Source organism: Bacillus marinisedimentorum, from assembly GCF_001644195.2.
Lineage (GTDB): Bacteria > Bacillota > Bacilli > Bacillales > Bacillaceae_O > Bacillus_BL > Bacillus_BL marinisedimentorum.
The window spans coordinates 40,057-54,213 of sequence record NZ_LWBL02000035.1 but is presented as its reverse complement, the minus strand read 5'-3'; the positions used below and the strand labels follow the sequence as shown (position 1 = coordinate 54,213).

The window sequence follows — 14,157 nt, the reverse complement described above, 5'->3', positions numbered from 1 at the left end:
ACCCTTCCTCCCGGAGGGGATCACCGCTTATGTCGATAGCCGCTGGCGCCTGCAGCTGGACAATTGAAAAGCGGAAGGCGCCTGCTTAGCGGCGTACGCATAAGCGGGGGTACCCGCAGGGAGGTGACCTTTCCTCCCGGAGGGGGCCCTATACGATTCACTTAAAGGCCAGCCCCTCCTTATCCTCGCCTATAAATCAAGTTGTGGACTTTCCACGAGCGCTTCCCGATATGTTACTTTTTTAAATCAATTCACGCTCATCAAAGTAAGATTTCACCTTCATATTCCTCCGATTACAGGCTTCGAATTGCTCAAGTCATAATACTTATACGGCTCTCAACAAGTCTCCGCCACTCAGAACGTCCGGCTGCCGATGAAATTCGTGATTTCCTCTAACCGGCTTGTGTCCGTACCTGTTTGCAAAAGGTGATGCCGGGACTTTTCAAGATGGGTGCGGCACCTTTCTTTCGCACCGTCAAGGGTAAGGAGGCCTGGATAAGTATTTTTGGAATTGGCCTCATCGCTGCCCACAGGCTTACCGATAAGTGCTTCATCCCCTTCTATGTCCAGAATATCATCACGAATTTGGAAAGCGAGCCCCAAGTGCAATGCAAATTGGATAAAATGGTCGAGCTGGCTGGCAGTTGCCCCTGAGATGATAGCACCTGCCTCAACTGCAAATGCGAGCAGTTTTCCCGTTTTATTCCGGTGGACATTTTCAAGTTCGGCGACATTCAACACTTTTCCTTCAGCTTCCATGTCTGCAGCCTGTCCGCCGACCATCCCTTCCGGACCCGCTGCTATGGAAAGCCCCGTCATCAGCTTAACTTTTTTCTCGGCATCCAGACCTGTATCTTCACCTATCACCGCAAAGCTATGGGTAAGGAGGCCGTCACCGGCAAGGATTGCTGCTGCTTCGCCAAAAACGATATGATTTGTAGGCTTTCCCCTGCGCAAATCATCATCGTCCATCGCCGGCAAATCATCATGGATAAGTGAATAGGTATGCACCATTTCGATTGCGGCAGCTGTCCTCATTCCTGCTATTTCAGCCTTTCCAAATGCCTCCATCGTAGCAAACAGCAGAATCGGCCTCAGTCTCTTCCCTCCAGCATTTATCGAATAAAGCATCGCTTTTTTCAAATCAGCCGGTGCTTCAAGCTCTTCAATCCATTCGTTGAGACGGTGCCCGATTTCTATATTTCTTTTATCAAAGTAGTCCTTCAGCCGGGTTTCCATCAGTCCGCTGCATCCTCCTGATAAGAAAACGGATGAAGTTCCCCGTCCTCTTTTACAATCTTATCCATTTGGTTTTCAACGTTTTGCAATTTATCGTTGCACACCTTGGAAAGTTTCATGCCTTCCTGGAAATAATCAATGGCCTTTTCCAGCGGCACATCCCCTTCTTCCAGCTTATTAACGATGGATTCGAGCTGCTCCATAGCCTGTTCAAATGTCAATTCTTCCTTTTTATCGTTCATTCACCGTCACCCTCCTTTATGTCCGATACCTGGCAGCCCAGCTGACCATCATGCATCTTGATTTGAATCGAGTCGCCAGCCTTAACTGATTGAACTGATTTGACCAGCCTGTCTTCCCTGTAGACGACACTGAATCCCCGTTCCATGACACGAAGCGGATTTAAGGCGTTCAGCTGTGCAATCCCCTGCTGGAATGCAGCTTGTTTATCTTCAAAAATTCCTCTGAACTCTTTCATAAGCGACTTTCTGGTGTTTTCGTAATTCTCTCTGGCCGCCAGCACATGTTCCCGCGGGTGCTGGCGGGCCAGGCGGTTATCGAGCTGTTTGAAGTTCTCTGATTTTCGTTCGTGCACATATTTGAAAGAACGGTCCAGCCGCTCCATCATCCTGTCAAGTTCCTGCTCTTTTTGGATAAGCATTTGTCCAGGATACTTGAAGGCATAGGACTTTTGCAGCCTGTTCAACTGTTCACGGCGGTTTCCGGCCAACTCCTTGACCGAACGGAACAACCGCATTTGCCTTTCCTTTACACGTTCGGCAAGTTCATTCAGATGAGGTACGGCGAGTTCAGCGGCTGCCGTAGGAGTCGGAGCCCGGAGATCAGCGGTGAAATCGGCGATAGTAAAGTCCGTTTCATGCCCCACAGCAGAAATGACCGGAAGCCGGGATGCCGAAATTTCACGGGCGACGACCTCTTCATTGAACGCCCATAAATCCTCGATTGATCCTCCTCCCCTGCCGACGATCAGAACATCGAGAAACTCATTTTCATTCGCTTTTCTGATGGCTGAGGCAATGGAAGGTGCGGCTTCTTTACCCTGGACGAGAACAGGAAACAAGACGATTCCTGCAACAGGAAACCGTCTTTTGATCGTTGTGAATATATCCCTTACAGCTGCGCCTGTCGGGGAGGTGATCACCCCGACATATGAAGGCACAGCCGGAATGGGCTTTTTGCGTTCCGGCTTGAACAGCCCTTCGGCTTCGAGTTTCTTTTTCAATTCTTCATAAGCGAGGTACAGGCTCCCCAGGCCATCCGGCTGCATTTCTTTTACATATACCTGGTAAGACCCCATCGGTTCATATACTGATATTTGACCGCGCACCAATATTTTCATGCCGTTTTCCGGCTTGAATGCCAGCTGCCTGTTTTGACCCGCAAACATGACAGCCGCAATTCTGGACTGCTCATCTTTAATGGTGAAATACATATGACCTCTGTTATGGAGCTTGAAATTGGAAATCTCACCTTTGAACCAGATGTCTTTCAGGTGCCTGTCTGTTTCAAATTTCCGCTTGATATACCTGGTTAAAGCGGTAACGGTTAAAAAGCGCTGCTCACTCATTACTGGTCATCCTTTAAATTATGGCTCCTTCTCGCAGACTGGATAGTGTTATGCAAAAGCATCGTAATTGTCATCGGTCCAACTCCACCCGGCACCGGTGTGATATATGATGCTGACTCCTTTGCACGTTCAAAATCAACATCCCCAGTCAGTTTGCCGTTTTCCATGCGATTCACTCCTACGTCAATGACAACGGCGCCTTCTTTTATATCTTCTGCTTGTATAAGATGCATTTTTCCAGCTGCGACGACAAGGATATCAGCGCTGCGTGTGAAAGAGGACATGTCAGCTGTCCTCGAATGGCAGTATGTAACAGTTGCATTTTCATTCAGGAATAACATGCCGACAGGCTTTCCGACGATGTTGCTTCGGCCTACGACCACGACATGTTTGCCTTCGATAGGATAATCGATAGATTTTACCATTTCGACAATGCCGGCTGGCGTACAAGGGATAAATGCTTCCTGTCCCGTCATCATCCGGCCGATATTGATCGGGTGAAAACCGTCTACGTCTTTATCGGGATCAATCTTTTCAATGACTGCTGTTTCATTTATATGCGGAGGAAGCGGCAACTGCACAAGAATACCATGGATAGACTCATCATTGTTGAAGCGGTCGATTTCATCAAGCAATTCTTTTTCGGTAATGGATTCCGGCTTTTCAATGAGGACAAAATGGATGCCGGCCTCTTTGCTGGCTTTTTGTTTCCCCTTTACGTAGGAAAGAGAAGCCGGATTGTTTCCGACCAGAATAACTGCCAGGCCAGGAACGATTCCTTTTTCCTTCAGACGCCCCACTTCATTCTTCATCGCTTCCCTTTTTTCTTTTGCAAGGTCTTTTCCGCTGATTATTGTTGCTGCCATAGTGATTTCCCCCTTAGAAAGATGTTTGATTATTTATAAGCCAGATCGCCCGTAAAACTCTACTTGAGCGAGGTGGCCACTTTTGATAATACACCATTTATAAAGCGGCTGGAGTTGTCATCGCCATAAATTTTTGCCAATTCTATGGCTTCATTCATGGTGACATTCATAGGAATCTCATCAATATAGAGCATTTCATATATGCCCATTCGTAAAATGGTCCGGTCCACATTGCCAATGCGGTCCAATGACCAATTTTGGAGATGCGCTTTTATCCTTTCATCGATGGCTTCCCTGTTTTCGAGCGTGCCGCTTACAAGACTCTCCAGAAAGTCATCCGACTCTTCCTCTTCTTCAAGCACATGTTCCAGTGCTTCTTCAGGTTCTATATCACTTCGATCCACTTGAAACAAAGCCTGGATTGCTTTTTCTCTCGCTATCCTTCTTTTCATCAGTTATGACTCCTTTATAACCTGCTATAGTACTCTTATCATACATGATAATAGCATAAATATGATTTCCGCGTACAGTTTGTCCGAAATTGTTGAATTTAGAAACCCAAGGGCGCCTAGCTTGGCAGTGGATGGATGTGAAGGGCTTCGCAGGAAGGTGCCCTTTCCAGACAGAAGCCCCTCTTGCTTCAGGACCTCGTTTGGCTGCAAGGGACGGAAATCAGCGGTTTTAACTCCAGTTATCATCAGGCCGTTTTATAAATATTATTGTTATTATAAATTCCTGGAGAATATTCTCTCATCCGTCTACAGGAAAGCCCTTGCGGACACGGCTGTGATAAGGCTCGCCGCCTGCTCCGCAGCACAGAAGACACCGTGAATCCGACCGGATGCTGCATCTGTGCTGCGTGCGAAAGCGGATATCTCCAGCGGAAAATCAGCTCTCCTTTTGCAAGACACAATGGCCAGTCTTTCATTACCTATGAAACCCGCCGCAGCCAAAAACAAAAGAAAAAGGAAGGCATAGCCCTCCTTTATTCTGTCACGTCTTCTGCAAGTTTTTTGGACTCAAGCTGAACGCCGACAACATGGATGTTGATTTCTTCCACTTCAAGCGCCGTCATGTTCAGCAGGGTCTGGCGGATATTTTCCTGAATTTGTCTTGCGACTTCAGGGATGTTTACATCGAATTTCATAACAGCAAATACATCAATTGTAATGCCGTTTTCGCTGAGCTCCACTTTGACACCTTTGCCGTGGCTTTTCTTGCCGAGTCTTTCAATGACATCTGCAGCAAAGTTGCCCCGCATGGATGCAACTCCCTCAACCTCTGAAGCAGCAAGGCCTGCAATCACTTCAATAACCTCAGGAGCGATTTCCACTTTCCCGAGATCCTGTGTATTACTCATGTTTAAAAGATTTTGTTCGCTCATAGAAGCACACCTCCACTAATTTTTAGTCTTCCATCACATTATACATCTCAAGGAACTTGGTATTATAGTCCCCTTCGTTGAATTTTTTGTGATTAAGAAGACGAAGATGGAACGGAATCGTCGTATCCACGCCATCAATAAGGTATTCACTGAGTGCCCGTTTCATTCGGCTGATTGCTTCATCACGCGTGTTGCCGTATGTGATGAGTTTGGCAATCATCGAATCGTAAAACGGAGGAATCATGTAGCCTGGATATACGGCAGAATCAACCCTGACGCCAAAACCGCCAGGCGGAAGATACATGTTGATCTTCCCCGGGGAAGGCATGAAGTTCTTTTTCGGATTTTCAGCATTTATCCTGCACTCGATGGCCCACCCTGTGAATGTGATCTCATCCTGTTTATAAGGCAATTTTTCTCCGGAAGCCACAAGAATTTGTTCTTTGATGAGATCGACACCTGTTACAAGTTCAGTAACAGGATGCTCAACCTGGATCCTGGTATTCATTTCCATGAAATAAAACTTTTTATTGTTATGGTCATATATGAATTCCACAGTTCCGGCCCCTGTATATTCCACTGCTTCCGCAGCTTTTACGGCGGCCTCCCCCATCTCGGCGCGCATATCTTCATCAAGGACTGGCGACGGGGACTCTTCCACCAGCTTTTGGAGCCTGCGCTGAATCGTACAGTCCCTTTCTCCGAGATGGATTGTATTCCCATGCTTATCCGCCAACACCTGTATTTCAACGTGCCGGAAATCCTCGATATATTTTTCGATATAAACACCCGGATTGCCAAAGGCCGTAGCCGCTTCCTGTCTCGTAATATTCAACCCTTTGATCAGATCGTTTTCATCCCTTGCGACGCGGATCCCTTTGCCGCCGCCGCCGGCTGTCGCTTTGATGATGACCGGGTATCCGATTTCTTCGGCCAGTTCAACCGCTGCTTCGTTCGTTTCAACAATTCCGCGAGAGCCAGGAACGACAGGAACGCCCGCATCACGCATCGTTTCCCTGGCTACATCCTTTGTACCCATTTTTGTGATAGCTTCCGGGCTCGGACCGACAAAAGTGACATTGCATTCCCGGCAAATTTCAGCAAAATCGGCATTTTCTGCGAGAAAGCCATAGCCTGGATGAATCGCATCGACATCCCGAAGAGTTGCTACACTCATGATGTTGGTGAAATTCAAATAACTGTCCTTGGAAGCGGTTGGACCTATGCAGTATGCTTCGTCTGCCATTTGGACATGCAGGGCGTCTTTGTCCGCTTCAGAAAACACGGCTACTGTTTTGATGTCCAGTTCTTTCGCTGCGCGGATAATCCGAACAGCAATTTCTCCGCGATTGGCAATCAATAGTTTTCGTATCATATCGTTAACGCTCCTATTCAGGCTTTACTTTAAACAGCGGCTGCCCGTATTCAACAAGCTGGCCATTTTCGACAAGGATTTCTGCAATTTCGCCTTTTACTTCCGCTTCAATTTCGTTGAACAGTTTCATCGCTTCAACGATACAAACAACCGAACCTTCTTCAATGGAATCGCCTACGTTTACATATGAGTCTGCATCAGGGGACGGAGAAGCATAAAAGGTCCCGACCATCGGGGATTCAATCGTATGTAAATTTTCATCGGCTGGCTGCGGTTCAGGCTGCTTTTCCGGCTTGGCCTCCTTGGCCGGCGCTTCTGCTGGTGCTGCTGCAGGCTGAGATGGCTGAGGTGGAGCCTGCTCTTCCCCGACGGGTGCTTGTGCAGGATTGGATTCGCTTTCCGTTACAACGGTTCGGACTGCTCCGCTGTACTTTTTCATTTTAATTTTTGCTCCATCTGCTTCATACTTGAATTCATCAATGCTTGACTGGTCAATTAACCGAATCAGTTCTCTGATTTCCTGGATTTTAATCACTTTGCCCACTCCTTTTTCTCATGAAGGAAATATTATTAACAGGTATTAATAGCATATCTTACATTTTACGACAGAGTGATATGTATTTTCAATTCACCCGTTCTTCTATATACAAATCTACACGAAAACAGAATTTTTTGAAAGCACTTCAGAAATTTTCCGGGAAACCGGCCTTAGGAAAACTGGATGGGGCGCCCTTATATACAGAGATTGGGAAAAGGATCAGGCGCCAGCTTAGCGGCGTACGCATAAGCGGGGGATACCCGCAGAAAGGAGTTTTTTTCACGCCGGATGTCTGTCCATTCACGCTATACCTTCAGCTTTTCACGCCGTACACGGACAGCCGCACTCTAGCGGGTGCACTTTCACGCGGATTCCCGTTTCTTTCACGCCGAACTATAGGTGTTTCACGCACAATATCCCCGGATTCATGCCCAACAGCTCGACTTTCACGCCGGAGTGACTGTTTCGCGCCGTACATCCCCACTTTCACGCCGAAACTCCTTGTTTTTCACGCCGCAGCTAATCCGCTCCACTAGCAACACAAAAACCGCTGATTGGCGAGCCTTTAGGCGAAGACAGAGACATAGTTGCCCGTATCTATTTTCTGTAAATTTGCAGCAGCGCCGAAATATTCCCTTGTTGACAATTTCCACCAATATCGAAAAAAAAAGCGCCGGCATTGTGCCGGCACCTTCTGTCAGTTTACAGGCTGAAATTCGACAGCAACCAGTTTCCCCCCGAATTCTTCTTCCACCAGTTTCATAATATCAACCGCAGCGGTTTTTGAATGCTCTTTTGCTTTGACGATTACTCGCACCTGATCCCCTTCAGCATTTACTAGTGCGTCCTCATATCCTTTCGTGCGGATCATCGTTTCAAGAATGCTTTCTTTTGAAGCCATTGCCCTGATTTCCTGCATCTCTTCATACGCTTCATTCTTCTTTTCAACCGGCTGATCGGCCGAAGCTACAATTGCCTCCAGGTCTTCGATCACTCGAGAACGCTGAGTTTCCATTTCCAGCCGCAATGCCGTGAAGGCTTCATCCGTTGAAATTCCGCTGATGTCTACGCCTTCCGCGCTTTCCGCTGGAGCTTTGTCCGCTTCCTTCACCGTTACATCATCCACCGCTCCCGCATCAGCTTCCGCCTCTTTGGCAGCCTGCTCTTCCGCTTTTTCATCATCCATTGCAAAAGGGTCTTCCTGTTCCGGTGAAGTGATGTAGTAAACCGACAGAACAACTACCAGGCTTAGCATTGTAAGCAACCATACCGTTTGTTTCTTCAAAATCATCCACTCTCCCCCTTACTTTTTAGGCAATACACTTACTCTATGAGCCGGCACATCGAGCGCCCTTGTCACAGCTTCCACAATCCACTTTTTCACTTTTATGTTATCTGCTCCCTTTGCCACGATGACTACCCCCCGTATTTCAGGTTTCATCGTCTTTAGGATGATCGGCTCTTCACCATCGCCTTTACGTATAATGACGGTCTGTTCATCAAGTGATTGATCCTCCACTTTCCGCTTACCGCCTTCACGGTCGCTTTCATCTGTATGCTGGCTCTGGGTTGCACGATTTCTTTCAAGTATTTTTTCTTCAGTCGCATCCACATTGACCAGGACAGTGACATCACTTACGCCTGTTATTTCCTGGAGCGTCTCTTTCAGCTGGTTTTCATAGCGGTTTTCATAGTCAGTGATCGACTCCGGTTCCTTGCCGCCCCCATTGCCGAATGCCGGCTTGTCTTCAGGTTCTTTTGCTCCCAAGACCGGAAAAGGTTCTGTGTCAGCCGCATTTTCCCCGCTTTCGGATAAAAAATTCCCCGCCAGCATCAGCGCGGCTCCAACAGCTGCAATCACTAGCAAATACCGGATCGGCGAGCGCCTTGTGCCGTGTCCTTCAGCCTCCTGCCCGGGCAAGAATGCTTTCAGGCTGAACCCCCGCTTTTTCTCATTATCCCCCATTTACTTCCCCCCTTCTTTGACAAGCTCGATTTTATCTTCAGGGATGATCCATATTTGGGCCAGACTGGCAGCGATTTCATCCATTCCCTTTTCTTCAGGCGGCTTTATGCTGTTATTTGAATGTTCGATGTCAATGGAAACTGTTTCAACTTCCTTCATCTTGGATATCCCGCCGGAATCTGCCGGAGCCAGGTGAACGGTCACTTTCTGGATCCATTTTTCCGATTCCTCCAGGTCAGCTGCGGATTCGTCAAGGGCCAGATCGATACGGTCAATCTGAAATCCAAACTTTTCCATCAACTCCCCTTCCGCTTCTTTTTCGAGATGGACAGCCATCTGTTCTAAAATATATGCACGCTGGCGGGCTTGTATTTCTTTTTTCTTTTTTTCGGTTGCATTTTCTATCCCGGCATCGTTCATTGAGGATAGAACTGTAATATTGCCAACCACATCATCCGGATTCAAGGAGAGGATTTTCAGCACCGGAGCAAGAATCATCACGATCAGCAAAAGACCGATGACCATCTTGGCATATTTCTGAAACGTTGAATTGGGAAGGAGCAATTCAATGATCACTGCCAGCAGAATGAACAAAATAATGTTGGATATCCATTCGGTTAAAAAAGCCATCGTACCCTCCTCTCTTCACCTGAACATGAACATGATATTACTTGCCGCGATGACAATTGTAATCGCCAGAAAGAACATGAAGGAAACCATCAATAATGCGGCAAACACGTAGATTACACTCTTGCTGATGACATCCAGGCAGTCGATGACCGGACCGCCGCCGAGCGGCTGAAGCATAGCCGCAGCAAGCTTATAAATGAGGGCGAGAGACAGCACTTTGATCGCCGGGAACAATGCGATTCCGAGAAGCACGGCAGCACCGGCGATTCCAACGGTATTTTTCAGCAGCACGGATGCACTCAGCACTGTGTCTGTCGCTTCAGTGAAGAGCCTTCCGATGATCGGAACAAAGTTACCGGTCACAAACCGGGCAGTCCGCACCGTTATCCCATCTGTTATAGCTGTTGATGCCCCCTGTACCGAAATGACACCGAGGAATATGGTAAGCAGCACCCCGAGTGATCCCACACTCACTTTTTTCAGCAAATCGGCAAGCTGAGTCACTTTATAGTTTTCTGTCAGAGTGCTGACAATGCTGAGCAAAGCAGATAAAAACAGGAGCGGGAGCACGAAATATTGCACGACAAGGCCGCTTGTGTTAACGATGAAGATAATGATCGGGTGGAAAAATGAAGCGGATACAAATCCGCCGCTTGCCGCCATGAGTGCCAGGAGGAGCGGCAACAGACCAAGGATAAAGTGAATCATCGTATTGATAGCCTCTTCTGCATAAGTTGCGGCGACATGAAAGCTATTTAAAGCAAGAACAATCAGAACCATATAGACAATCGCATATGCGACTTTGCTGATTGAAAACTTTTCAAACGCATTTTGCATCGACTGCAGCAGGACACTGAATACTGTAAGCATGATCAAGGTGCCGAGCAGTTTCCCGTTCGCGGTCAGTTCATAAAAAAGAAATTTCAATATGCCGGTGAACCATGCGCTGAGTGAAAATTTTTTCTCCCCTTTTATGAAATCGAGCAGGCTGCCTTTCTGGCTTTCCGGCAAAAATCCCCCGTATTCATCGATAAGCCTGTCCCAAAAAACCGAAATATCTTCTACCCCGATCGTGTCTGCCTGCTGCTCCATCACGTTCTTTGCGGAGGTTCCGCCGGGCTGCTGGGCATGCGCTGCCGTGATAGGCTGGATCACGAGAAACAAAGCAACGATCAATCCAAACATCTCCGCCGTTATTCTGTTTGTCTTTCCCATCCCGTTCCCCTCCTTCATGCATCAGGCAAAAGTGATAACACGGTTTCGATCACCACCCGGATGACCGGGATGGCCATGACCATGATCAAAATCTTGCCGGCCAGCTCTATTTTTGCAGCGATGGCCCCCTGGCCTGCATCTTTCGTGATCTGGGCAGCGAACTCGGCGATATAGGCAATTCCGATAATTTTCAGGATTGTTTCAACATAATACATATTGATGTTGGCGTTGACTGCTATTTTTTCAAGCATTTGAAAGACGCTGGCAATCTGGTTCAGCAGAAGCAAAAAGATATATACGCCTGCAAAAAGAACAATAAAAAAGGAAAATGCCGGCTTCTGCTCCTTAACCACGAGGGCAAGAAAGGCGGCAACCAGGCCAATGCCGGCAATTTGGATTATTTCAATGATTGCCCCCTCCCTATCCTTGGAACAGAAATACGCTTTGAATCTTTTGGAAAAGGTCACTGATAATGTTAGCGACCATATAAAGGACAACAATAAAACCGAACAGCGTGACCCAGTGGGCGTATTCTTCCTTGCCCATCTGTTTAAGAAGTGTATGAATCATCGCAACAATGATCCCGATTCCGGCGATTTGAAAAATCATGTTCACATCATACCCCACACAACATCCCTCCAAGGTGTTACATCAGCAAGATAATGAGCAGCAGACCTGCAAGAAAACCGAGACTTTTCATCATGCTTTCGTATTTGGACTGGACAGATCGCGCTTCCACTTCTTCCCGATCCAGATGGGCAAGCGCGAGCTGTATCTGTTTTTGCTGCTGTTCCCTGTCATGGCGTCCGAGTGATTCCCCGAATTGCTTCAGTATTTCAAGCTCTCCTTTTTGGAGTGCAGTGAACGGCCTCGTTTCCTCAAGACTATCAATCCACGCCTCAGCCGCATTGTATTGCCCTGATTCAAGCCGTTTTGCGAACCGTTCAAAAAGCCAAGATAGCGGTTTTGGCGTCTGGACGGACAATGTGCGGAAAATCTCATTGAGCGGGGCATGTCCATATATGACTTCAGCCTCCATTGTCTGCAGCGCTGACTTAAGCTGCCTCAACTGTCTAGGCCTCATGCTGAGCTTTCTTGAAGCCTCGATTCCCGTCCATGTCGAGGCCAGCAAAATAAAAACCGCCCCGATCAGCTTCATGTTGCCACACCCTTTTTCCGGTACAGTTCCTGCCCATCTTTATCCAGGATGGATGAAATGCTGCCGGGACCGCATACCCTTGATAAAATGACGAACCTGTCAAAGACATCCAAATCGAACAGCGGGTGCAGACTGGGCCGTCTTCTGATTTCCTCAAGTGACGATCCATGTACGGTGATAAATAGTTTAACGCCGGCATGGACAGCTTCCATGAGCGCTTCCACATCCGCTTTCCTTCCGATCTCATCGGCCGCAAGCACATCTGGACTCATTGATCTTATGAACATCATCAACCCTTCAGCCTTTGGGCAAGCATCAAGGATATCGGTACGGATACCAACATCATGCTGCGGGATTCCTTTTGCGCTTCCGGCAATCTCAGACCTTTCGTCGACCACTCCCACTTTCATTGACGGGTAGCCTTTTTCATCGCTGCCATTGCTTACCGTTCTGATCAAATCACGGATAATGGTGGTTTTTCCTGTCTGGGGCGGGCCGATGATCATGGTGTTCAGCCATGTCCTTCTGAACAAGTAAGGCTGAATTGCTGCTGCACAGCCGATTTTTTGCCGGGCAATGCGTATATTGAAGGAGCTGATGTCACGAATCCGTTTAACCCTTCCCTTTTCTGTGATGACTTTGCCGGCCAGGCCGACCCTGTGTCCCCCCTGCAGGGTGATATATCCCTGCTTCAGTTCCTCATCAAATGCATAAAGAGAATAATCACTGAGCCTGTTCAATAAATGGATTCCGTCTTCTGCCGGCACAGCTGTATCCATTCCAGCCGGGAAGTGCGGCTGGCCATTGATGACAAACTCAAGCGGCCGTCCGATTCTGATTCGTATTTCTTCCAGGCCGTCCATCCTGCCCGGGGAAAGCCTTCTTACATGTACGGAAACAGCAGGCGGCAGCAAATCGAGAAGCACCTTCATATTAAATCCTCTCCATCTCCAGTTTTCAAACGGCACCCATTGCCTGTACACATTAAGGGCCGGTTGTTTGTCCTTGATGTCTGTTACCAATGTATGAGCCAACCGGTGAAATAAGACTCCTTTTTTGGCGGGGAGGAAACGCTGCAAAAAAGAGGAGATACCTTAATGCGTAAAGGTGACGGGTCCCGAAAGCTTACCTTTTACAGCTGGTTAACAGGATGGAGAGGCTGGCGGTAAAGCTAAAGGAAAAAGTATTGTTTTAAAGCACAATGCCGATTTTGTAATGAGAATGATTGAGCCGGCAGGTGGGAGACCCTTATGCTCTGCATTTCCATGATGCGGGGGAAAAGAGATTTTTATTCAACTTCCTGTAAGGGGGAGCGGTACAGGGGTAACAAAAATGGGGACGCCGAGAAGACTCTTTAATAGTGAGAACCGCTGTTATTGGCTGCCGTTCCATTTGCATGCGGCAATCCTGTTTTGGAGAGTGAGTGCCTTGAGCGGGTTCAATAAGGTCATTTGACAAATCCTAAAAATAAAGAAACTCGCCGGTAGCGAGCCAGGGGCGAAGACAGAGGCACGCCTGCCTTATATTCTTAAAATTGGCCGGTGCGTCGAGAACTTACCTTGCTGACCATTCACCCTTTCCTATAGGGATAAAAAAAAGCACAGGGAAAGGACCCCTGTGCCAGAAGCATTTTGTTTTATTAAGCTCTGGAAACGTATTTGCCGTCACTTGTATTGACGACAAGCACATCACCTTGATTGACAAAGAAAGGAACCTGTACAACGAGGCCTGTTTCAACCGTAGCCGGCTTCGTCCCGCCGGATGCCGTATCGCCTTTGATGCCCGGTTCTGTTTCAGTCACTTCCAATTCGACTGTGTTAGGAAGTTCGACACCAAGTGTCTCTCCTTCATACGTAACGACATGTACTTCCATGTTTTCTTTCAGAAACTTCAGTTCATACTCGATTTGTGGCGTCTGCAATTCAAGCTGTTCAAATGATTCGGTGTCCATGAAAGTGTGGGCATCCCCGCTCGAATACAAATACTGCATTTTTCGGCGCTCAATATGGGCTGTGCCGACTTTTTCCCCAGCACGGAACGTTTTCTCCTGGATAGCTCCCGTCCTCAGGTTACGCAGCTTGGAACGCACGAATGCGGCACCTTTCCCCGGTTTGACATGCTGGAAGTCGATAACTTGCCAGATGCCTCCATCCACTTCTATCGTCAAGCCTGTTTTAAAATCATTGACTGAAACCAT

18 protein-coding genes are annotated in these 14,157 nt (G+C 47.7%); all 18 read right to left on the bottom strand.

Features of this window, described 5'->3' with window-relative positions:
* Positions 1 to 354: 354 nt before the first annotated feature.
* The gene (locus A4U59_RS10655) at positions 355 to 1,239 is read right to left on the bottom strand and encodes a polyprenyl synthetase family protein (RefSeq protein WP_070120722.1); all 885 of its coding nucleotides are present in this window, start codon (positions 1,237 to 1,239) and stop codon (positions 355 to 357) included.
* Positions 1,239 to 1,481, bottom strand: coding sequence for an exodeoxyribonuclease VII small subunit (locus tag A4U59_RS10650; protein WP_070120721.1), 243 nt, complete (start codon positions 1,479 to 1,481; stop codon positions 1,239 to 1,241). Before A4U59_RS10650 ends, A4U59_RS10655 begins: the two co-directional genes overlap by 1 nt.
* On the bottom strand, positions 1,478 to 2,827 hold the full coding sequence (gene xseA / locus A4U59_RS10645) for an exodeoxyribonuclease VII large subunit (protein WP_070120720.1): 1,350 nt from the start codon (positions 2,825 to 2,827) through the stop codon (positions 1,478 to 1,480). The genes A4U59_RS10650 and xseA overlap by 4 nt, the downstream gene beginning before the upstream one ends.
* On the bottom strand, positions 2,827 to 3,693 hold the full coding sequence (gene folD, locus A4U59_RS10640) for a bifunctional methylenetetrahydrofolate dehydrogenase/methenyltetrahydrofolate cyclohydrolase FolD (protein ID WP_070120719.1): 867 nt from the start codon (positions 3,691 to 3,693) through the stop codon (positions 2,827 to 2,829). Before folD ends, xseA begins: the two co-directional genes overlap by 1 nt.
* A gap of 59 nt (positions 3,694 to 3,752) precedes the next feature.
* Complete coding sequence (nusB, locus tag A4U59_RS10635; RefSeq protein WP_070120718.1) at positions 3,753 to 4,145, bottom strand: transcription antitermination factor NusB; 393 nt, start codon at positions 4,143 to 4,145, stop codon at positions 3,753 to 3,755.
* 533 nt (positions 4,146 to 4,678) lie between these two features.
* Complete coding sequence (locus A4U59_RS10625) at positions 4,679 to 5,077, bottom strand: Asp23/Gls24 family envelope stress response protein (RefSeq protein ID WP_070120716.1); 399 nt, start codon at positions 5,075 to 5,077, stop codon at positions 4,679 to 4,681.
* A 22-nt stretch (positions 5,078 to 5,099) separates the two neighbouring features.
* Positions 5,100 to 6,452 (bottom strand): acetyl-CoA carboxylase biotin carboxylase subunit, encoded by a 1,353-nt coding sequence (accC, locus tag A4U59_RS10620; RefSeq protein ID WP_070120715.1) that lies wholly within the window; start codon positions 6,450 to 6,452, stop codon positions 5,100 to 5,102.
* A 13-nt stretch (positions 6,453 to 6,465) separates the two neighbouring features.
* On the bottom strand, positions 6,466 to 6,987 hold the full coding sequence (gene accB, locus A4U59_RS10615; RefSeq protein ID WP_211274925.1) for an acetyl-CoA carboxylase biotin carboxyl carrier protein: 522 nt from the start codon (positions 6,985 to 6,987) through the stop codon (positions 6,466 to 6,468).
* A gap of 316 nt (positions 6,988 to 7,303) precedes the next feature.
* On the bottom strand, positions 7,304 to 7,480 hold the full coding sequence (locus A4U59_RS21355) for a hypothetical protein (RefSeq protein ID WP_157888165.1): 177 nt from the start codon (positions 7,478 to 7,480) through the stop codon (positions 7,304 to 7,306).
* A gap of 207 nt (positions 7,481 to 7,687) precedes the next feature.
* Positions 7,688 to 8,281 carry a SpoIIIAH-like family protein gene (locus A4U59_RS10610; protein ID WP_070120714.1) on the bottom strand — a complete coding sequence of 198 codons (594 nt, stop codon included), beginning with the start codon at positions 8,279 to 8,281 and terminating at the stop codon, positions 7,688 to 7,690.
* 12 nt (positions 8,282 to 8,293) lie between these two features.
* Positions 8,294 to 8,956 (bottom strand): stage III sporulation protein AG, encoded by a 663-nt coding sequence (gene spoIIIAG, locus A4U59_RS10605; protein WP_070120713.1) that lies wholly within the window; start codon positions 8,954 to 8,956, stop codon positions 8,294 to 8,296.
* Positions 8,957 to 9,586, bottom strand: a complete 630-nt coding sequence (gene spoIIIAF, locus A4U59_RS10600; RefSeq protein WP_070120712.1) for a stage III sporulation protein AF — start codon at positions 9,584 to 9,586, stop codon at positions 8,957 to 8,959. It abuts the gene before it with no gap.
* Positions 9,587 to 9,601: 15 nt separating this feature from the next.
* Entirely contained in the window at positions 9,602 to 10,801 is a 1,200-nt protein-coding gene (gene spoIIIAE, locus A4U59_RS10595; protein ID WP_070120711.1) for a stage III sporulation protein AE, read from the bottom strand.
* Positions 10,802 to 10,815: 14 nt separating this feature from the next.
* Positions 10,816 to 11,208 (bottom strand): stage III sporulation protein AD, encoded by a 393-nt coding sequence (spoIIIAD, locus tag A4U59_RS10590; RefSeq protein WP_070120726.1) that lies wholly within the window; start codon positions 11,206 to 11,208, stop codon positions 10,816 to 10,818.
* A gap of 13 nt (positions 11,209 to 11,221) precedes the next feature.
* Complete coding sequence (gene spoIIIAC, locus A4U59_RS10585; RefSeq protein WP_070120710.1) at positions 11,222 to 11,428, bottom strand: stage III sporulation protein AC; 207 nt, start codon at positions 11,426 to 11,428, stop codon at positions 11,222 to 11,224.
* 19 nt (positions 11,429 to 11,447) lie between these two features.
* Positions 11,448 to 11,960 carry a stage III sporulation protein SpoIIIAB gene (gene spoIIIAB / locus A4U59_RS10580; RefSeq protein WP_070120709.1) on the bottom strand — a complete coding sequence of 171 codons (513 nt, stop codon included), beginning with the start codon at positions 11,958 to 11,960 and terminating at the stop codon, positions 11,448 to 11,450.
* Positions 11,957 to 12,892, bottom strand: a complete 936-nt coding sequence (gene spoIIIAA, locus A4U59_RS10575; RefSeq protein ID WP_070120708.1) for a stage III sporulation protein AA — start codon at positions 12,890 to 12,892, stop codon at positions 11,957 to 11,959. The genes spoIIIAB and spoIIIAA overlap by 4 nt, the downstream gene beginning before the upstream one ends.
* Positions 12,893 to 13,599: 707 nt before the next feature.
* Positions 13,600 to 14,157 (bottom strand): elongation factor P, encoded by a 558-nt coding sequence (gene efp / locus A4U59_RS10570; protein ID WP_070120707.1) that lies wholly within the window; start codon positions 14,155 to 14,157, stop codon positions 13,600 to 13,602.

Excerpts from the sequence above, each read along its gene's own strand:
- A4U59_RS10655 (WP_070120722.1), bottom strand. The coding sequence starts at position 1,239 with ATGGAAACCCGGCTGAAGGACTACTTTGATAAAAGAAATATAGAAATC.
- A4U59_RS10650 (WP_070120721.1), bottom strand. The coding sequence starts at position 1,481 with ATGAACGATAAAAAGGAAGAATTGACATTTGAACAGGCTATGGAGCAG.
- xseA (WP_070120720.1), bottom strand. The coding sequence starts at position 2,827 with ATGAGTGAGCAGCGCTTTTTAACCGTTACCGCTTTAACCAGGTATATC.
- folD (WP_070120719.1), bottom strand. The coding sequence starts at position 3,693 with ATGGCAGCAACAATAATCAGCGGAAAAGACCTTGCAAAAGAAAAAAGG.
- nusB (WP_070120718.1), bottom strand. The coding sequence starts at position 4,145 with ATGAAAAGAAGGATAGCGAGAGAAAAAGCAATCCAGGCTTTGTTTCAA.
- A4U59_RS10625 (WP_070120716.1), bottom strand. The coding sequence starts at position 5,077 with ATGAGCGAACAAAATCTTTTAAACATGAGTAATACACAGGATCTCGGG.
- accC (WP_070120715.1), bottom strand. The coding sequence starts at position 6,452 with ATGATACGAAAACTATTGATTGCCAATCGCGGAGAAATTGCTGTTCGG.
- A4U59_RS10610 (WP_070120714.1), bottom strand. The coding sequence starts at position 8,281 with ATGATTTTGAAGAAACAAACGGTATGGTTGCTTACAATGCTAAGCCTG.
- spoIIIAG (WP_070120713.1), bottom strand. The coding sequence starts at position 8,956 with ATGGGGGATAATGAGAAAAAGCGGGGGTTCAGCCTGAAAGCATTCTTG.
- spoIIIAF (WP_070120712.1), bottom strand. The coding sequence starts at position 9,586 with ATGGCTTTTTTAACCGAATGGATATCCAACATTATTTTGTTCATTCTG.
- spoIIIAE (WP_070120711.1), bottom strand. The coding sequence starts at position 10,801 with ATGGGAAAGACAAACAGAATAACGGCGGAGATGTTTGGATTGATCGTT.
- spoIIIAB (WP_070120709.1), bottom strand. The coding sequence starts at position 11,960 with ATGAAGCTGATCGGGGCGGTTTTTATTTTGCTGGCCTCGACATGGACG.
- spoIIIAA (WP_070120708.1), bottom strand. The coding sequence starts at position 12,892 with ATGAAGGTGCTTCTCGATTTGCTGCCGCCTGCTGTTTCCGTACATGTA.
- efp (WP_070120707.1), bottom strand. The coding sequence starts at position 14,157 with ATGGTTTCAGTCAATGATTTTAAAACAGGCTTGACGATAGAAGTGGAT.